The sequence below is a fragment of the Arthrobacter alpinus genome, assembly GCF_900105965.1.
GTDB lineage: Bacteria > Actinomycetota > Actinomycetes > Actinomycetales > Micrococcaceae > Specibacter > Specibacter alpinus.
This window is the reverse complement of the sequence record NZ_FNTV01000001.1, coordinates 3,178,068-3,196,142: the sequence shown is the minus strand read 5'-3', so window position 1 is coordinate 3,196,142 and position 18,075 is coordinate 3,178,068. Positions and strand designations below refer to the sequence as shown.

The window sequence follows — 18,075 nt, the reverse complement described above, 5'->3', positions numbered from 1 at the left end:
AGCGGGCCGGCCATTGCCGTTTTGTTACTGGATCAGGTCTGTTGTCAGTGGATTTCCGTCACGGGTGTCATGAACCATGCAGTCCACCCGGCGATCGTCCTTCTCGTTCCATGTGGTCTCTGACGGGTAAGCGGTGGTCTGCTTGAGCGTGCTGATGTCCCCGGCGTCGGAGGTGAAGGAGACAGCGTCACACACCTCCACTGCCTTGGCTTTGAGAGCTTCAAGACCGGGGTAATCGGCTTCATCCTCGAAGTAAAATGTTCCCACCAGTTGGGCGTTGTGCGGGGAGCTGCACAAAACCACATCGGCCACGGTGGATTGGTCCTTGAAGTTTCGAAGGCAGTCACCTTCGAGCCAATCCAAAGGGGACAGGGCATCCAAGATCAGCCCGTCATCGGGACTTCCCTCGGCCGCATCGCTGGCCTCGGCGCTTTGCTCGGCGCTTTGCCCAGCGCTGGGCTCGGTTCCGGGGGATTCCAGGGGTTGAGACTCTGAGGTAGCCGCAGGCGCCGGGATCGGATCCAGATTCTTGACGTTGCCGACAATGAAACCAACCAACAGCCAAATGAAGAACGCCAAAAGTCCAAGGCCGAGCACAACGGCGCCCAGAATAATGAAAAGCTTCTTCTTTGCCGACGGAGACATGCCACCGCCGCCCTGACCTGCCGGGCCGTTCGGGAATCCGGGAACCTGAGGCCCGGGGCCTTGGGGGCCACCAGGATATCCCGGACCGTTGGGGCCCTGAGGTCCACCGGAGCCAGGAACCGGAGGGATGCCAGGAGCGCCAAATTGTACGGGAGCACCCCAATTGGGGGCTCCCTGCTGGGGCGTTCCAGGTTGCTGGGCACCTTGCTGCGGGGGACCCCAATTCGGGCCACCTTGCTGGGGTGCTCCCTGCTGCGGTACGCCCTGCTGGCCCGGCGTGCCATAGGGTGGCTGGCCGCTTGCTGCAGCTTGGCCGAAGGGCGCAGGACCGCCGTTGTTCGGCTGGCCGGGCGCAGGGGGCTGGCCGTATGGCTGCTGAGGGTTCGATCCTGCGGCGTTTACCTGAGGCGACGCGGTGGTTGGGGTGCTATCTGGCTGAGGCTCAATCGGCACAGTGGGTTGTTCTGCTGCCAGCGACCCCGCGGCCAAAGCTGCTGCTGCCGCGGTTTCTTCATGGCCGCGTGCAATTTGAGCGGGCGACTGCCATTGGCCGGCCTTGGGTTGCCAAGGAGTGGCCGACTGCTGCCACGGCGTTTCGGGCCGGCGCCAACCATGGTCATTTCCGGCAGTCGGTGCCGTTGTCGGCGCAGGAGGTGCCTCGGGCGCCATCGGTTCAGTCGGCGCGTCAGATGATTCGGGCGCTTCGGGAGGAGTCGGTGACTCGGAGGTTGTTGGAACCTCCGGTGCGCTCGGAACAACAGGTGCGCTGGGCATTTCTGGTTCACCAGGGACGGTGGGTGCAACAGGTGCGCTTGGCGCGTCCGCTACCTCAGTCGCATCGGGAGCATCAGGTGCGCCCGGCACGTCAGTTACGGCGGGAACAGCGGCAGCGCCGGCGTCGCGCCGGTTCTGCGCGGCCAGGTCCACTGCGGGTTCCTCAGGCGCTGAGTCAGCCGCTGGGGACCACGGGTTGGTCGCTACGGGCGGCTTGGTGAAGTCGGTGCGCATGACAGTCTGGGCGCTGTCCCAATCGATGGGCTCTTCCTGGGTTGCGGCTTCCCCAGTGGGGTTGGCCTCAAACGCATCAGTGAAGGGGGCCGAAACACCTTGGGCAGCGAGTTCCGCCTCATGTTCAACACGAGCGGCCTCGGCTGCCGCGGCCTCGAGGTCAACGATCTCGGCAACGTCCTCACTGATTTCGGCGACACCCAACTGCGGCTCAGCAAGTTCATAGTCCGAGCCGGAAATGACCGCTTCCGGCTGGTCTCCGTTTTCAGACGAAGGGCTCTTCGGAGCGTCCTGATCGTTGGCGTTGCTGCTCTCGTTCATGGGACTGACCTTCCGTGCTGCGCCGGGTTCCGCGCAATAAGTTGTGCTTGTGATGGTGGCTGGACGTGACCGGAATCTACCTTTTGAGCACCCCGGCCAGCCGTCTCCGTGGAGAAAATACTCTGTCTACACGTGACTCTACCGAATTTCGCGCCGGTGCCGCGGGAAATTCAGTGTTTGGCTATGGGCAGAACAACCCATAGTGGAACACGATAGGGGCAGAACTAATGTAATCTAGGAATACGACAAATTGACCGAATATTCCGGAGCCTCGCTCTTAGCCCGAGCGACCACCTCCGGTCCAAGTGTAAAAGGGGGTCACGCCATGGGGCGCGGCCGTCAAAAGGCGAAGGCAACCAAGCAGGCTCGGGACATTAAGTACTACTCCCCGAGCACTGACTATTCAGCTCTGCAAAAAGAGCTTGGTGGGACTACTCGGCGTGCCCCGAGCCATCACAGCGAACTTCCTGCAGAGCCGGACTATTCGGCATATGAAGATAAATATGCGGATCAGTTTGAAGAAGACGACGACGTGGACTCCCGGCGTATTGGGTAGAATCACTTAGTTCAATAAACGCAACAAGCCCTGCACGACGCGAAAGCGACGTGTGGGGATTTTGTTGTTCCCCGATCACTCCCTAGCCTCGTTCCTCGGCCAGGGTCCCTCGTGATCGTGGGCCCACCCGATCACTCCCTAGCCTCGTTCCTCGGCCAGGGTCCCTCGCGATCGCTCCCACTCGTGGAAAATGATCCCGATCACGCTTTCTGATGCCGAGATTCCGGTGTTGGAAAGAGGAATCGGGATCATTTTCGTGTCTAGGGTTAACGCACGACGGCGGCCCTCACCAAAAGGTGAGGGCCGCCGTCGTGAGTCTAAAAACTAGGAAGCGTAGTTGCCCACCAGGCGGACTGCGCCGCCGTCAACACCCTTGGCGCCCTGGGTGTAGTCGGAGCCGGTCTTGTCGGAGTCCGAAGCCTCTGCGGTGACAGTTCCCATAACCCATGACGGCAAGCCGCGGGAGTTCAGGCGGGCCACGGCGTCGTCGGCTGCATCAGCGGAAACCACTGCCACCATGCCCACGCCAAGGTTCAGCGTGCGCTCCAGATCGGCCAGCGGTACGTTGCCCAGCTGGGAGACCAGGTTGAAGATGGCCGGCAGGCTCCAGGTGGAGCGGTCCACGGTGCCGATGAGGCCCTGTGGCAGTACACGTGCCAGGTTGGCAGCCAAGCCGCCGCCAGTGATGTGGCTGAAACCGTGAACAGCCTTTTCCTGCGTGACAGGAAGGTAGCGGGTCAAGTCCAGGCAGTCTGCGGCATACACGCGGGTGGGCTCAAGGAGCTCCTCGCCCAAGGTGCGGCCCAGCTCCGAAACCTGACGGTCCAGGGCCCAGCCTGCGTGGTTGATGACGCGGCGGACCAGTGAGTAGCCGTTGGAGTGCAGGCCCGAGGAGGCCATGCCGATGATGACGTCACCTTCGCGCACGCGTTCCGGACCCAGCAGCAGGTCAGCCTCGACCACTCCGGTGCAAGCACCTGCGACGTCGTACTCATCCGGAGCCAGCAGGCCGGGGTGCTCAGCGGTTTCGCCACCCACCAGGGCGGTTCCGGCAACCTTGCAGGCAGCGGCGATACCGCGAACAATGTCCGCCACGCGCTGCGGGACAACCTTGCCGGTGGCAATGTAGTCGGTCATGAACAACGGCTCGGCGCCAACCACCACGATGTCATCGACAACCATGCCGACGAGGTCAAACCCGATGGTGTCGTGGATGTCCATGGCCTGGGCGATGGCAACCTTGGTGCCAACACCGTCCGTGGACGTCGCCAGGAACGGCTTCTTGTAGGTCAGGAGCTTTGATACGTCGTACAAGCCGGCGAATCCGCCGAAGCCGCCAACAACGTTGGGGCCGTGCGTTGCCTTGACGGCTTCCTTCATCAGCTCAACGGCGAGGTCGCCCGCTTCGGTGTCGACACCTGCACTGGCGTAAGTGATTCCCTGGGTAGCGGAATCGTGGGAGGCGTTGGTCATGGCGTCTCTTTTCTGCGAATGCTCTAAGAACCGTTGGCGGCGGTGCGGTCTTGATCGGTCAGAACTGTTTCGAGTTCCGCGTCAGGTCCCGGATCGCAACCGGTGGAGGGGGTGGCGTTGCCGGCGGCGGTGCGTTCAAGCAAGTTCTTGCCCAAACGGTCGCTGCTGGGAAGTTCAATCGGGTAGGTGCCCGTGAAGCAGGCCGTGCACAGACGCTCGCGCGGCTGCAAGGTGGCCTCGATCATGCCGTCCTCGGAGATGTACTCCAAGGAATCGGCGCCAATGGACTTGGCGATCTCATCAACTGCTGCACCGTTGGCGATCAGTTCCGCACGTGAAGCAAAGTCGATGCCGTAGAAGCATGGCCAGCGAACCGGCGGTGAGGAGATCTTTACGTGGACTTCCTTGGCGCCGGCTTCCTTGAGCATGCGCACCACGGCACGCTGGGTGTTGCCACGGACGATTGAATCGTCCACAACAACAATGCGCTTGCCGCGGATAACGGAGTCGAGTGCGCTGAGCTTGAGCTTGATGCCGAGCTTGCGCAGCGTATCGCTGGGCTGGATGAAGGTACGGCCAACATAGGCGTTCTTCACGAATCCATGGGCAAACGGGATGCCGGACTGTTCGGCGTAGCCAATGGCTGCCGGCGTGCCGGATTCCGGTACCGGGATGACCAGGTCAGCGTCGGCATGGTTTTCGCGGGCCAGCTGGCGGCCCATTTCCACACGGGATTCGTAAACGGAACGACCGGCAATGGTTGCATCCGGACGAGCCAAGTACACGTATTCAAAAACGCAACCGGCCGGTGTTGCCGGTGCAAAGCGCTGGGTGCGTACGCCGTCTTCATCGATGGCGATAAATTCGCCGGGCTCGATTTCACGGATCAACGTAGCGCCAATGGTGTTCAGTGCGGCGTCCTCTGAAGCTACAACCCAGCCACTTTCAAGGCGCCCCAGAACCAACGGGCGTACACCGTGCGGATCGCGGGCTGCGTACAAGGTGTGCTCGTCCATGAAGACAAAGCTGAACGCGCCGTGAATCTTCGGCAGCAATTCCATGGCGGTCTCTTCAAGAGAGCGGCCATCTTCGCCACGAAGCAAGGTGGTGACCAGTGCGGTGTCAGTGGTGTTGCCCTGCGCCATCTCGCCCGATGTGGGGGAGCCGTACTTGGCAATGACCATCTCATGCAGTTCTGCAGAGTTCGTCAGATTGCCGTTGTGCGCCAACGCCACGGTACCGCTGCCCGTTGCGCCCAGAGTGGGCTGGGCGTTGGCCCAGTTGGCAGCGCCGGTCGTTGAATAGCGGCAATGGCCAACAGCCATATGCCCCGTCAGGGTATTCAGTGTGGGTTCGTCAAAGACCTGGGATACGAGTCCCATGTCTTTGTACACACTGATCCGCTTGCCATCGCTTGTTGCGATGCCAGCAGATTCCTGACCACGGTGCTGTAGTGAATACAGTCCGTAATAGGTTAGTTTTGCAACCTCTTCACCGGGTGCCCAGATACCCAGCACGCCACAAGCGTCCTGAGGTCCCTTTTCTCCGGGTAAAAGGTCATGGGATAGTTTTCCGTCTCCGCGAGCCACGAGAAAATTATCTCATGTAATGAGGCGCACATCTGACCTACTGTGACGTAGCTTAAGTTCGTGCGATTGCTGTGCCCGCTTAGGCGGTCTCGCCCTCAGCGTTGGACTCGTCGTCGGGCAGCGGCTGAGCTACCAGCGTTGTGGCACGGCGCCTGCTTTGGCGGTCCAGCAAGAGGGCAGTTATTGCGCCCAAACCAACACCCGGAGCCAGCATCAGCACGGCAAACATGCCAAAGACGCTGGAGGTTTCAAACTGGTCATTGGGTGGGAGTGCCAAGGTGAGGATGGCCGCAACCATGATGCCAATAATGGCACCGGCGATCATGAACGGAACATACTTCGGGGCACGGCGCACACTGAGTTTGCGGGGCTCTCCGGAAGTCGAATCAGGCTGGGAAGTCATATTTCAAGGGTACCCGGCCCAGCTGGAGGCGCCGCCGGGCCGGCACGGGGTTCGCTAGAAGGGTAGTTCCTTGGAGAGATCGGCGCGTAGTCCGGACGCCGCAACCAGGCCATGTTCGACGGCGTCACCCCAACTGGTCCCGCCGGTCACCAGCGAAAGCCAGGTTCCGGCGTCGCACTCCACCACATTGGGGGGCGTGCCACGGGTGTGCCGAGGCCCGGCGATGCATTGCGTGACGCCGAAGGGAGGGACGCGCACCTCCACCGAGTTTCCCGGGGCGCGGGCGGCCAATTCCTCGAGCGTGTACCGCACCGCCATGGCTGTCACAGGGCGGGAGGCTTCCCCTCCGCGCCAAGCGGCAAGGGCGGCGCTTCCCTCGGCGATGTCTATCCGACGACGGGCGGGCATGTCAGGCTCCTGAATTTGTGATTTTCGTGTCGGGTCAAACCAGCAGGGCGCTGACCGCTTGGCCCAGGCGCAGGCTGCCAGCTCGGCTGGAGCCGCCCATGACCGGAGGGACAACCTTGTCCAACACTCCGGCAACCTCGGGAATGTCCAGGGCGCCTGATGCGGCCAAGAGCGTTAGGCCAACGAGCGAGGCAGCCCGGCCGTTGCCGTCAAGAATCTTCACGGCAACGCTGGCACCCGAGGCGGTGGCCATGGCCAGAACACCTTCAGCACCCATCTTGGCGATGACACCGAGCTCATCCATGACAACCGTGTTGGGTTTCCCATGCCCTTCCACGGCCCAGGGGTAGTCCAACATGGATGTGGCAATGGTGGCGGCCCTGGCGTTTGCGTTCTTATCCGTTGGGGCCTTCGCGAGCGTGCTGAAGGCGCGGGCCAGTCCTGTCAAAGAGACCGCCATGACAGGGGCACCGCAACCATCAACACCGGTGTGGGTGACCTGTTCGCCGGTGTACTCCTCCAATACCGTGCGTACGGCTCGTTGCATGGGGTGGTTCGGTTCCAAGTAGCCGGCCACATCCCAGCCATTCTCCTGGCAGGCCCACAAAAATGCGGCATGCTTGCCGGAGCAATTCATGGCAAGTTTGGACTTCTGGCGATCCGTGCGAACCATCCAAGCGCGTGCCGTGGAGTCGCCGGGCCAGGCTGCGGGGCATCCGAGGTGGCTCTCATTCAGGCCAGCGGCCTTGAGCATGCCCGCCACAAGGTCCATATGTTCCAAGGACCCGGTGTGGCTGCCGCAGGCGATCGCCACCTGAGCGCCGCGCAAGGGGACACCGGACTGCATGGAGGCCAGAGCCTGAAAGGGTTTCGTGGCCGAGCGCGGGTAGATCGGAGCCTTGATATCGCCAAGCTCGGTGACGACGGAACCGTCCCCGGCCACCACAACGGCGGAACCAATATGGATCGACTCAACAAATCCGCTGCGTTCCAGAACGGCGAGCTCTACGGCGTCGTACGCCCTGAAGGTATGGATCATGGTGTCATCTTATCCAGTGCTTCATCGCTGAAGCGCTTAGAAGGGTGTGGCAAGGCCGGTTGATTCTTTGATTACGAGGCCAACCTCGCCGGCCGGGTTGTCCGCCGCCGCTGCCTGGGCCACGGCGTCGAGCTGTTCCGGGGCTACAAAAAGAGTCAGCGTTCCGGTGCGGCCGTCGGAAATGATCTTGTGAATGGCGGCGGCCTGATCCTTGGGGAGCTTGGCCTGCCATGCTGACACGGACTGCAATGCGGCCTCCAAGGCGGTGGCGTCAAAGGCGACGACTTGGGGGATGGCCCCGGCCTTGGTCACGATGGTCGCGGCGGACTCGGTGGTGACAGCGACGTGAAGTTTGTTGCCCTCAATCCAGGAATCTGAATATTCGTTACCGAGCTGGTCGCGGAGGGAATCGTTGAGCAGCAGCAAAACGCTGGTTTCTGCAGGGCTCGTTTGTGTTTCGTTCGTTTCCGCTGGGCTTGTGCCCTGCGTCGAGGAGGACGCCTCAGGGATTTCTGGTGTGGCGCATCCGCTCATGCCAAGTGCTCCTGCGATCGTGGCGGCCAGAACTACCATGGCCATTTTCTTGCGGTTCATGGTGCCTCCCGAACGTCCTGTGGGGGTGTGGACAAAGTCTAGGCTCAATCTGGTTTCGTCGAAACAAGCAGCAGTGGGTACCATCCGAGATGAACGGAACCCACTGCCGTTGTTCGGTGGCGGCCTAACTGCGAACGCCAGCTGCCAGGGTTACTTTGAAGAACGGCGGCGGAAAATCATGAAGGCCGCACCGCCAAGGACGAGCAGTCCACCGGCCACCCCAAGGAGCATTGTGGAGCCGGACGCGCCGGTACTGGCCAGGTCATTGTTGGCTGCGGGCGCCGGTGCGGCGGTGGCCGCAGTGGTCGGCTCCTGAGTAGCCGGCGGCGTGGTGGGCTCCGGCTGCGGCTCGGCATTGACAACGAATGCGTAGGTGCCGGTCAGGGACTGGAAATCGCCCCACTGCTGAACGGTGGTGATGGCGTAGTTGCCGGCGTTCAGGGGTGCGTCCAGCGTGACGCTCCAGGTGGTGCCCTCCACGACGGCGTTGTATTGCTTGCCGTTCATGGTCACCTGGACACGTGCGTCTTCCATATTGGTGCCTGAGATGACCGACGGGCCCTCATTGAAGAGGAACGCCTGGCCGTTGGTAGGCGAGGTGACGGCCGGGGCGTCCGGGGCCACGGTGAAGTCACTCGTGGTCTTGACGGAATCGTTCCAGTCCGCCAGGATCTGCTTGGCGGTCACGGTGTACCAGCCAAGGCCGTCCAACGCGCTTGGCAGCGTGAACGACCACTTGCCGTCACCGCCAACCTTGACGGTGCCAGTGACGTCCCCGGAAAGCTCGACGGTAGCACCGGGCTTGCCGTTTCCCGTGATGGTGGTGACAGGGGCGGCAACGCTGCTGCCATCGGCCGGGCTGGTGATGGCTGGAGCGGCCAGTGTCTCCTTGATGACCGTTACTGAGGCCTTGGTGATCTCCGAGGTGCTGAAACCATTCCTGGCCTGGGCCGTGACGTCGAAGGTGCCGAACTTGTTGGGGGCATCAACGCTCCATGTTGCGCCTTGCCCCACGGCAGCGTCGGTGGTCTTGCCATCGATGGTGACAGATACGGTGGTGCCGGCAGGTGCGCCCGCCAGGGTTCCGGTCACGGCGCCCTGGCGGTAAACCGGAGCCGAGGTAGTGACTTTGGGGGTTTCGAGGGAGATCTTGACCGTGTAGCCCTCAGTGTGAGCCAGGGCGTCTTTGAGGTCCACTCCGTATGAGATGACACCGGGAATTCCGGCGCTGACCATGCCGACTGCGAGGGAACCGGCAATGATGGCACCGCCCGAGTCGCCGCGGTCGGCTACGAGCGCCTTTGAGCCAAAGCCTCGGACGCCGCGGATATCGTTACACTCGGGGACGGTGGCTACGGGATCGCAGGCAGCGGAGTCAGCAGGGTAGTTTTTCCCGGCGACAAAGAAGTATCCGACCTCGTCGACTTTGGAACAAGACCACCCGGTGGTGCGGCCCGACTTGCAAACATCGGTGCCAACAACGGCTGTCGAGACACCCGTCACGACGGGACCAGAGCTCTTCGGTGTGTCAGGGGTTGTCCAGTCGGTAACCTTGGCCAGCTGGTTCAAGTCAGGGTTGATGCCGTCAATGACGGAAACGTCGGTGCCGATGTTTCCCAACCCGCTGGCAGGACCGTTCACGTCACCGGTGACAGGGGAATTGTTGGGGCCGCCGAACTGTGACGCGCCAAAGGTGCCCAAGACGGCTGTGAAGCCTCCGCCCTGACCACCAACTGCGGGTTCGGTGGCGGGGTTGGACAGGGCAGTTTCGGTTGCGGTGCCGTCCTCGGCGCAGTGGCCTGCCGAGATGACGGCCGCCTTGCCCGCAGCGTCGAAGCCGTTCCACCCGATTGAACAGGCAAAGACTGATTTGCCGGCCAATGCCAGGTAGCCCTGGCCGTTGGTGACGTCCGTTGCGAATGCGGCAACTGGTCCGGGTGCCGATTCGATGACAACGTTGGCGTAGTTGCTAGCGAAGTCATCCGTGGAGTACTCGGTGGAGGCCATGAAAGTTCTTGACGTGGGTGCCGGGCTGTCCGTGATGGCATCGCCTGTGCGGATCACAACGTTGCCGTTGCCGTCAGTCATGATCGATTGCAGGTTGGTCACGCCGAATTTCTCGGCGTAGTCGGCAAGCACGGTAGCTAGATCGGAATGCTGTTTGGCAACCAGCGGTGGGGCCTGAGGCGTGGAGACCTTGGCCTTGCTGTTGCCGGCAGCTGTTTTGGCGGCGCCGGGATCGGAGGTCTTGACGTTAATGGTGTCGCCCTCGACTGAGACCACGGCGGAGGGATCGGCCGCAGTGAGGCTGGCCTGCACATCTGCTGCCTTGGCGGCCACCGTGCCATCGGCGTTGAATTCCTCAATACTCTTGCCCAAATCGCGCCTAATTGCCTCGGCCAGACCGTCGGGCAATGTCGTTTCGGCCGGTAGCTGCGTGGTGGGCGCGCTCGGTATTGCTGTGGCAATCGACGACGGCGCCGTATTAGTAGAAGGTGCTGCGGTGGCAGTGCTGGCGGCAAAGGTTCCGCCAATCAAAACCGCAGCGGCGGCGCACGCCGCACCGCTTCGGATAAAGAAGGCGCGCTTGGTTGCTCGCATGTGGATATTTCCCCCTGAAGAAATATGAATGTTTCGTGATGAGATCCGAGCGCCTCAGGCGCTTTTGACTACCAGACAGTCCTGCAGATGAGTGATCACGGCAGCCCGCGAGTAAATCTATCAAGTGGACTAATGTGCTGCAGTGCTGCTATTGCAGTATTGCGTACGTCGACCCTGTTCACTAGTGGTTACCTCGGAAATGGAACACTCCATTGACGATCATGGGTTCCTGTGCGGTCTAGAAATCGTTGAGATCTGCAAGGGCCGTGATGACGCGCTCCGGATGTTCGGCCATGCGGTTCAGCACGTAGAGCCACCATTCGGAGCCAAAGAGCACGTATTCCCGCGTTGCGTAACCTTCATTACTGAGCGAGTCCAAAAGTTCGGTGCCCAATCCTTGCAACATCTCAAACTCAACATGCGCGCCCTTGAGCTTCTGGCCCAGGAGGGACTTGAGAGACTCAACCATGGAGGAATCGTGAGTTGCCAGATTTACCCGATGACCATCCGTCACCAACTTCTGCGCCATGGCGAGGTAGGCATTGGTCAATTCGTTGCTTTCCCGGGGATGCGCCACAGTACTGTCTTCAAGAAACGCTCCCTTGACCAAGCGGATGGGGCCGGAGCGTTGCATGACCCGTTGCAGATCGGCGGGGGAGCGGTGGAGGCGGGCTTGGATGGTGATCCCGGTTTCTTCGAATGCGTCGGAGACCTTTTCGTAGAGATCGAGGACTAGATCCGTGCGTTCCGAGCTTTCCGCCGAAATCATGATGTAAGTACCGGCATCACGGGTAGCTTCCGCTATGGCTAGGGCGTTGGCCAGACCGAGAACAGGCGAAACCACGGAACCAATATGGGAGAGGTCAAAGGATACCGTGGCCAGCTCATCACGCGTTTTCATCTCTGCGATAAGAGTTGTGAAGATGCCTGTTTCCTTGTTGGCAATCTCTTCTGATCGAATGGATTCGCCGGCGCACTCAATGCTTGTTAGGTGGCCGCGGTGGGCATTTTTAGCGATCAAGGTCAAAGCGTCATTGGTGGTTTCTCCTGCCATGAAACGGCGGGCGATCCGGCCAGCAGCCGAAGCCAGAACCGGGTTGGCCATGACATTAGCTTTGAGGCTTTCATCAAGGGCCCATGTACGTAAGGTGTCCGCGGCAAGAGGCAGGGTGTGGTCTCCAAAAGTCATGCCCTCATAATATGTCCGGCCCAGCCAGAGCCAGACTGCCATGAAGGGCAGGCCCTTTGGCGTCATTTTGCGGCCGCTTTGGAGAAGCAAAGTAGTCTTGGAGCGTGAAGGTTCTAGTCATTGGCCCCGGAGGCCGCGAACATGCCATTGTCCGCTCGTTGCTCAGCGACCCCAACGTCAGCGAGGTGCACGCAGCCCCTGGCAATGCCGGGATCGCTGCCATTGTGCCAACGCATGAGATCAACGCCAGTGATCCTGCCGCCGTTGCAGCCCTGGCGCTGAAGCTGGAAAGTGACCTGGTGGTTGTTGGCCCCGAGGCGCCACTGGCCGCCGGCGTTGCCGATGCCGTGCGCCTGGCTGGGATTCCCGTATTTGGCCCCAGCAAGGAAGCCGCACAGCTGGAAGCTTCCAAAGCGTTTGCGAAGACCGTCATGGCGGAGGCCCAGGTTCCCACAGCGATGGCAAAAGTTGCCGTCAACGCCCAGGAAGCAGCAGACGCCCTGGACGCCTTCGGGGCGCCGTATGTTGTCAAGGACGATGGACTTGCAGCCGGGAAGGGCGTTGTAGTTACCGAAGACCGCGACGAAGCCCTGGCTCACGCTCAGTCCTGCTTTGACGTCGGCGGAACCGTGGTCATTGAGGAATTCCTCGACGGCCCTGAGGTTTCCCTGTTTGTCCTCGCCGACGGGCGCACAGTTGTCCCCTTGGCCCCGGCCCAGGACTTCAAGCGCATTTTCGACGGCGACGAAGGCCCCAACACCGGCGGCATGGGCGCGTACTCCCCGCTCGAATGGGCGCCGGAAGGTCTGGTGCAGGAGGTCATCGACCGCGTTGCACAGCCGACCATCGACGCGATGGCTCACCGCGGCACCCCTTTTACCGGCGTCCTGTACTGCGGACTGGCATTGACCAGCCGCGGCACCCGCGTTATCGAATTCAACGCCCGCTTCGGAGACCCGGAGACGCAGGCCGTTCTGGCACGTTTGAAGACACCTCTCGGCGGAATTCTCATGGCGGCAGCCAAGGGCCAACTGGACGAGATCGACGAGCTGCGCTGGGCACCCGAGACGGCAGTCGCCGTCGTACTTGCCAGCGAGAACTACCCAGACGCACCGCGAACCGGCGATCGCATCCGGGGCCTCAAGAAGGCCAACAGGCTCGACGGCGTTCACGTGCTGCATGCGGGCACCAGCAGTGACTCCGACGGGAACCCCATCAGCGCCGGCGGCCGTGTGCTCGCGGTTGTTGGCTTGGGAGTGGACCTGGAGGACGCTCGCGAGCGGGCATACGCCGGTATTGAGGAAATTTCCTTGGAGGGCGGGCAATACCGTACCGACATCGCGGCCAAGGCTGCTCGTGGCGAAATTACCGTGGCGGATTCCGCTACGCAGGCATAAGGAATTTAGCGCATGACTTCAGCAATACCCGCAGCACCGTCCCTTTCCGGTTGGACCCACATCTACTCGGGCAAGGTACGCGACCTTTACATCCCCGAGGCCTCCCAGAGCTCGCAAGCTCACTCAGGGTCCCCTGAGGTGAGTGCAGCTACTGATGGCCCGTTCGCTGGCCGTGACGACGTGGTCCTGGTGGTGGCAAGTGACAGGATCAGTGCTTTTGACCATGTGCTGACCTCGGAAATTCCTGACAAGGGCCGCATCCTGACAGGGCTGAGCCTGTGGTGGTTTGAACAGCTCAACGTTCCCAACCACCTTGTGGCAACCACGGTTGAGGATGGCGTTCCCGCCGCCGTGGCCGGACGCGCCATGGTGTGCAAGAAGCTTGAAATGTTCCCCATTGAGTGCATTTCACGCGGTTACCTGACGGGTTCTGGCCTGATCGAATACCGCTCCTCACAAACCGTATGCAATCTGCCGCTCCCCGCCGGTCTCAGCGACGGTTCGCGTTTGGAAAACGCCATCTTCACCCCCTCGGCCAAGGCTGAAGTGGGCGAGCACGATGAGAACATCACCTTCGAGACCATGGTGGACACCGTGGGCGCCTCCTCCGCCGAGGCTCTGCGAACGCTGACCCTGGAAATCTACTCACGCGCCGAGGAGGTTGCTCGGGAACGCGGCATCATCCTGGCTGATACCAAGGTGGAATTCGGGACCGATCCGGCCACGGGCGTCATCACCCTGGGCGATGAGGTTCTTACGCCGGATTCCTCACGCTTCTGGGATGCAGAACTGTGGGCACCCGGGAAGGCCCAGCCAAGCTTTGACAAGCAGTATGTTCGTGACTGGCTGGCCAGCCCGGAATCAGGATGGGACCGGGCCTCGGACACGCCGCCGCCGGCACTCCCTGCCGAGGTCATTGAGCGCACTCGCGCCCGCTACGTTGAGGCTTTTGAACGCCTGACGGGCGCCACGTTCGTCTAATTGTCATGCGCGGGGGTCGCTGTTGCCTTTCGTCACCGGTCTGCCTGGTGCGAAAAGCAACAACGACCCCCGCGGCGTTTAAGGACTTAAAGTTGGACGCTGGCCATGTGTTCTTGCGCATCGGCGGCCCGGTCCAGAGCGCCCGCCTGTGTGAACCTGTCGTGGGCGCATTCGAACGCGGCGTATGCCTCCGAAAGGCGGTCCGAGCCCTGCAGGGCCAAGCCGCGCAACAGGGCGGAATCACCGGCGATGTGCTGCGCCAGCTGCTCCGGCTGGGCCTCAATCGTGTCCAAAAGAACCAGAGCGCCGGTGAGGTCCCCGTTCAGGTAGTTCCACCGCGCCCGAAGCAGCGAAACCTCCAATGTCTCGGTCGCCGTCGCGCCTACCACCGAGTGCGCAAGTTCACTTCGTTCGATCGCTTGCAGGGTGGCAGGTTCCACCACCCCGGCCATGAGCCGCACCCACGCCGTTGCCTTGTTGAATTGTGCCCAGCGGGCCAGGTCTGCGGCGGGGGAGAGCAGTCGGCCGGCCTTGGCGTGATGCTCCAGACCGGTGCGGACGTCGTGGCGGATGAAGGCGACGTTGCCAACAACCCAGTGGATTTCACCGGCCATCTGCGGCGGGGTCTCATCCGTGACGGAATCTGCCAGGACCAACGCGTGAGTCCAGGCTTCCTCGAGCCGGCCTGCCTCGGTCAGGGCGCCGATGAGTGTTTGCAGGGCGAGGAGATAGGCGGCGAACTCCTCCGGGCTGTCGCCCGATCCAATTTCAACGGCCGCCGTTGCGTGCGAGATAGCTTCCGGCAAGCTTCCCTGTGCCAGCATTGCGGCGGCCATGACCTGATTCGCGCGCAGGGCAAGCCCATCGCTTTCAATCGTGAGGGTGTGGCCAAGAAGCTTTCCGAGAACGGCGGCGGCTTCGGCGTGATCTCCATTGCGCAGCAGCGAACTCGCCGCAAGGAACATCATGTTCCACCACGTCACGGCGTCGTCGTTGGCACTGGCCAGCCGTGCTGCCGCATTCGCATTTGTTGCGGCGCCTGAGTAGTCGCGCGTGTCCCAACTTTGACGGGCGCTCAGCGAGAGTCGAAGGCATTCGCTCTCCTGATCGAAGCGGGGCCGTTCCCACGCCGCAACGGATGAAGGGGCCAATTGCAGCTGCTCCGCGAGCTGGTTGATGATCTCCGTGGTGGGTTCACGGTGGGCGTTTTCCAACAGCGAAATATAGCTGGCCGAATAAAGCTCGCCACCCAATTCACCTTGGGTCAGATTGCGGGACAAACGTTCTTGCTTGAGTCGATCACCAAAACTGCTGCCCACGGACATGCCCCTTGTTAGCCGGAATCGTGATTAAACTCTAAGCCTTGCAGCACGCCAATGGGCGGAAAGCGTGACAAAAGTTGTCACATTCTGCGACTTTAGATCTGGATGGTCAGGATTGGACCCGAACTCCTCCGCAGGTATCCAGTCGGTAGAGCCGGGCATGTCCTTCACTGGCGATCAGCGTGAAGGCGTCCGAATCGGGTGCCAGTGTCACTCCCGGGTACAGGGAACGAGGATCGTTGAACGCAGGAATGTAGTCCGTGCCGAAGTCCAGAAGGTACGTGACGCCCTGCCGTTTCGCCGCCGCACACACCTCGTGGTCGCTACCCACTCGATTGAGCCAGAACCGCAGCGTGTACAGGTCCTCGTTCAGATCGCCCTGAGAGCTGTAAGGAAATAGCATGGTCCGGCGCGCCAGCGCCATGGCCAGCGCCGAGCCGTTGTAGGGGTTGTTGGCGATCACGTCGTCAGGGGTTGTGTAGTCCGCGAGCCGTTGAATCAGGGCCAGCTCCTGGGCGTCCACCTGTGCATGCCCGTCGGGTTCGGCCGGTACCTTGTACATGTTGCCCACCTCGCCGTTGATCTGCCAGAGTCCCGGGTTGGACAAGACCAGTACGACGGCGAGAGTCGCTGCCGCCGTCATCTTGCCTTTGTGCCCGGCCAGGAACGAGGAGTTCGCGGTGCCGGGGAACCTGGCTCGGAGCCAATCGAGGGCGCCGACCAGTCCAAAGGCCGCCAGCGGCACGGCCAGCAAGGGCATGAGCGCGCCAACGCGTTCCGGGTTGTCCCACCAGGGGGCCATAACAATGTTGGCCAGGGCCACGTTGGTCCCCGATGCCAAGGGGTAGGTCAAGGTCAGCAGAAGCAAGGCCGCCAGCAACCAACGCAGTCCTGGGCGGCGGAACCCCGCCCAAACGCCCACCATCACGAGAATGGTGAGGACCACTGACGGGAACCAGACCGGGTCCGGGGCGTGGGTGAAGTTGCGGAACAAAGCCACCGGGAACAGCAGGAAGGCGGGGCTGGTGTAACTAAAAAGACTGCGAATTTGCGGCAGCGTGAAGAGCGCGCCACCCACAAATGCCGTCAGGAAAATGAGGAGTGCCATGCGGCTGAAACCACCGCGCTTGCTCCGTGTGAATCCTGTGCGCAGCCAGGCAAAGACGAGAAAGACCAAGAGCGGAGTCAGGACCAACAAAACGCTGAATATGCCGTTGGGCTGTGCCATGACGGCGCCGGGGAGGAAAAGTACCACCACCGCCAACGCCTGAACGGGTTCAAGGCCTGTGTGGACGGCCGGGCGCAGGATCAGCAGGGCCAGGCCGATCCCCAAGGGAACCATGGCGTTGGAGAGCGAATTCGGGTAGGCCGAGCCATATTGCAGCAAGAGCCAGGGGAACGCGGGGAAGGCGGCGGCCATCACGCCGGCGAACAGCAGCAGAAGAGGGCGGCGGCCAAACAAAACGCGGGTCAGAAAAACGCAGCTGAGCGGCCACACCACCCCGGCCGTTGCCAGCCACACAATATTGGTAGCCGCGGGAACGCTGACGCCAGTGACAATCGCCAACAAGCTAGCCAACCCGTGCCACGCCCCCGGGTAAAAGGCCGCCTTGCCGGCTGGCAGAATAAAGCCGGAGATGGCGAAGGATGAGGCATTGTCGGTTTCCACCGCGAATTCGGTGGCATTGAGGTGGAAAACGGAATCGTAACCCTGTGTGAATGCTTCCGGGGTGGCGGCAACCAAGGTGAGCAGCGCCGTCGTTAGTCCCAAGGCAAGCAGCACGCCCAAAAGCGGTGCCCCGAGCCCCGCCTGCGGGCTTTCCTCCGTTGATGCTGCCCGGAGGGTGGGGATGAAGCGCCGAGCAGCCCAAGCCGCACCGGACGCGATCGCCGTGCCCAGCAAAACCACCGGAATGTTCCAAGAGAGATGGATCAGCGGGGCCACGACGGCACTGACGGCAATGACAGAGACGGACACGGCAGGGGCCAGGCAAACCGCCACAACTCCGCGGATCCGCAACGCTGCAAGCACTGCAGCGCCGGGCAGGGCAAGCATCAGCAGCGCCACCGTGAAAGCGGGCAGCGCTTCAATCCATGAACTCACCCAAACATCCCTGTCCTAGATCGCTGGGTCAAATCAAACTTTTTTGACGATGCTGGACTTTAGCTTCATGGGGCCGAAACCATCCACTTTCGCGTCGATGTCGTGGCCGTTGACGGGCGTGATGAGGCGGATGTTGCGAACCTTGGTTCCGATCTTAAGATCTTGGGGGCTGCCCTTGACCTTCATCGTTTTGACGATGCTGACAGTGTCGCCCGTGGCCAGAACATTGCCGACGGCGTCCTTCACTAAGGTTTCCTGCTGGTCCGGCGCATCGTCGGCGCTTTCCGCGCTTTCCGAGGCGGACCATTCGTGCGCGCATTCGGGGCACACCAGCAGCTCGCCCATTTCGTAGCTGTACTCGGAGCCGCAAAGGGGACAAGGGGGAAGTGTGTCAGTCATGCGCTCCATCCTAGCCGTTCAGCGAATTGGGCCCGTATTGCTCTGG

The 18,075-nt window shown here is 61.7% G+C and carries 15 protein-coding genes; 3 read left to right on the top strand and 12 right to left on the bottom strand.

Going from position 1 to position 18,075, the window contains the following annotated elements; all coding sequences use genetic code 11:
* Positions 1-24 precede the first annotated feature (24 nt).
* A complete protein-coding gene (locus BLV41_RS14600) occupies positions 25-1,974 on the bottom strand; it encodes a septum formation family protein (RefSeq protein ID WP_074712271.1) in 1,950 nt (649 codons plus the stop codon).
* Between the two features lie 325 nt (positions 1,975-2,299).
* Between BLV41_RS14600 and BLV41_RS14595 the strand changes: the two genes are divergently transcribed.
* Positions 2,300-2,530, top strand: coding sequence for a DUF3073 domain-containing protein (locus BLV41_RS14595; protein ID WP_044577488.1), 231 nt, complete (start codon positions 2,300-2,302; stop codon positions 2,528-2,530).
* A gap of 324 nt (positions 2,531-2,854) precedes the next feature.
* Here the strand turns inward: BLV41_RS14595 and purM are convergent, their stop codons facing one another.
* From purM to BLV41_RS14555, 8 genes are all read right to left on the bottom strand, one after another.
* Positions 2,855-4,003: a phosphoribosylformylglycinamidine cyclo-ligase gene (gene purM / locus BLV41_RS14590; RefSeq protein ID WP_044577485.1), complete on the bottom strand. Its 1,149-nt coding sequence runs from the start codon at positions 4,001-4,003 to the stop codon at positions 2,855-2,857.
* Between the two features lie 23 nt (positions 4,004-4,026).
* A complete protein-coding gene (gene purF, locus BLV41_RS14585; protein WP_058945659.1) occupies positions 4,027-5,592 on the bottom strand; it encodes an amidophosphoribosyltransferase in 1,566 nt (521 codons plus the stop codon).
* Between the two features lie 79 nt (positions 5,593-5,671).
* Positions 5,672-5,995, bottom strand: coding sequence for a hypothetical protein (locus BLV41_RS14580; RefSeq protein ID WP_044577479.1), 324 nt, complete (start codon positions 5,993-5,995; stop codon positions 5,672-5,674).
* Positions 5,996-6,049: 54 nt separating this feature from the next.
* Positions 6,050-6,403, bottom strand: a complete 354-nt coding sequence (locus BLV41_RS14575; protein WP_074712270.1) for a sterol carrier family protein — start codon at positions 6,401-6,403, stop codon at positions 6,050-6,052.
* A 34-nt stretch (positions 6,404-6,437) separates the two neighbouring features.
* Positions 6,438-7,442, bottom strand: coding sequence for an asparaginase (locus tag BLV41_RS14570; RefSeq protein ID WP_074712269.1), 1,005 nt, complete (start codon positions 7,440-7,442; stop codon positions 6,438-6,440).
* 36 nt (positions 7,443-7,478) lie between these two features.
* Positions 7,479-8,036, bottom strand: coding sequence for a hypothetical protein (locus BLV41_RS14565; protein WP_074712268.1), 558 nt, complete (start codon positions 8,034-8,036; stop codon positions 7,479-7,481).
* Between the two features lie 150 nt (positions 8,037-8,186).
* A complete protein-coding gene (locus BLV41_RS14560; RefSeq protein ID WP_074712267.1) occupies positions 8,187-10,637 on the bottom strand; it encodes a S1 family peptidase in 2,451 nt (816 codons plus the stop codon).
* Between the two features lie 238 nt (positions 10,638-10,875).
* Positions 10,876-11,826, bottom strand: a complete 951-nt coding sequence (locus BLV41_RS14555; protein WP_074713345.1) for a proline dehydrogenase family protein — start codon at positions 11,824-11,826, stop codon at positions 10,876-10,878.
* Positions 11,827-11,930: 104 nt separating this feature from the next.
* Here BLV41_RS14555 and purD point away from each other — a divergent pair, with 104 nt between their 5' ends.
* Both purD and BLV41_RS14545 read left to right on the top strand, forming a co-directional pair.
* A complete protein-coding gene (purD, locus tag BLV41_RS14550) occupies positions 11,931-13,223 on the top strand; it encodes a phosphoribosylamine--glycine ligase (protein ID WP_044577464.1) in 1,293 nt (430 codons plus the stop codon).
* A gap of 12 nt (positions 13,224-13,235) precedes the next feature.
* Entirely contained in the window at positions 13,236-14,204 is a 969-nt protein-coding gene (locus tag BLV41_RS14545; protein WP_074712266.1) for a phosphoribosylaminoimidazolesuccinocarboxamide synthase, read from the top strand.
* Between the two features lie 86 nt (positions 14,205-14,290).
* On the opposite strand, the gene BLV41_RS14540 is transcribed toward BLV41_RS14545, so the two are convergent.
* The 3 genes from BLV41_RS14540 to BLV41_RS14530 form a co-directional block, all read right to left on the bottom strand.
* The gene (locus tag BLV41_RS14540) at positions 14,291-15,523 is read right to left on the bottom strand and encodes a helix-turn-helix domain-containing protein (protein WP_074713344.1); all 1,233 of its coding nucleotides are present in this window, start codon (positions 15,521-15,523) and stop codon (positions 14,291-14,293) included.
* A gap of 112 nt (positions 15,524-15,635) precedes the next feature.
* Positions 15,636-17,630: a DUF6541 family protein gene (locus BLV41_RS14535; RefSeq protein ID WP_074712265.1), complete on the bottom strand. Its 1,995-nt coding sequence runs from the start codon at positions 17,628-17,630 to the stop codon at positions 15,636-15,638.
* Between the two features lie 33 nt (positions 17,631-17,663).
* Positions 17,664-18,029 carry a zinc ribbon domain-containing protein YjdM gene (locus tag BLV41_RS14530; protein WP_074712264.1) on the bottom strand — a complete coding sequence of 122 codons (366 nt, stop codon included), beginning with the start codon at positions 18,027-18,029 and terminating at the stop codon, positions 17,664-17,666.
* Positions 18,030-18,075 lie beyond the last annotated feature (46 nt).

What these genes read in the sequence shown, in the direction of transcription:
- BLV41_RS14600 (WP_074712271.1), bottom strand. Translation starts at nt 1,974, where the DNA reads ATGAACGAGAGCAGCAACGCCAACGATCAGGACGCTCCGAAGAGCCCT.
- BLV41_RS14575 (WP_074712270.1), bottom strand. Translation starts at nt 6,403, where the DNA reads ATGCCCGCCCGTCGTCGGATAGACATCGCCGAGGGAAGCGCCGCCCTT.
- BLV41_RS14560 (WP_074712267.1), bottom strand. Translation starts at nt 10,637, where the DNA reads ATGCGAGCAACCAAGCGCGCCTTCTTTATCCGAAGCGGTGCGGCGTGC.
- BLV41_RS14595 (WP_044577488.1), top strand. Translation starts at nt 2,300, where the DNA reads ATGGGGCGCGGCCGTCAAAAGGCGAAGGCAACCAAGCAGGCTCGGGAC.
- BLV41_RS14545 (WP_074712266.1), top strand. Translation starts at nt 13,236, where the DNA reads ATGACTTCAGCAATACCCGCAGCACCGTCCCTTTCCGGTTGGACCCAC.
- BLV41_RS14570 (WP_074712269.1), bottom strand. Translation starts at nt 7,442, where the DNA reads ATGATCCATACCTTCAGGGCGTACGACGCCGTAGAGCTCGCCGTTCTG.
- BLV41_RS14530 (WP_074712264.1), bottom strand. Translation starts at nt 18,029, where the DNA reads ATGACTGACACACTTCCCCCTTGTCCCCTTTGCGGCTCCGAGTACAGC.
- BLV41_RS14565 (WP_074712268.1), bottom strand. Translation starts at nt 8,036, where the DNA reads ATGAACCGCAAGAAAATGGCCATGGTAGTTCTGGCCGCCACGATCGCA.
- BLV41_RS14580 (WP_044577479.1), bottom strand. Translation starts at nt 5,995, where the DNA reads ATGACTTCCCAGCCTGATTCGACTTCCGGAGAGCCCCGCAAACTCAGT.
- BLV41_RS14555 (WP_074713345.1), bottom strand. Translation starts at nt 11,826, where the DNA reads ATGACTTTTGGAGACCACACCCTGCCTCTTGCCGCGGACACCTTACGT.
- purM (WP_044577485.1), bottom strand. Translation starts at nt 4,003, where the DNA reads ATGACCAACGCCTCCCACGATTCCGCTACCCAGGGAATCACTTACGCC.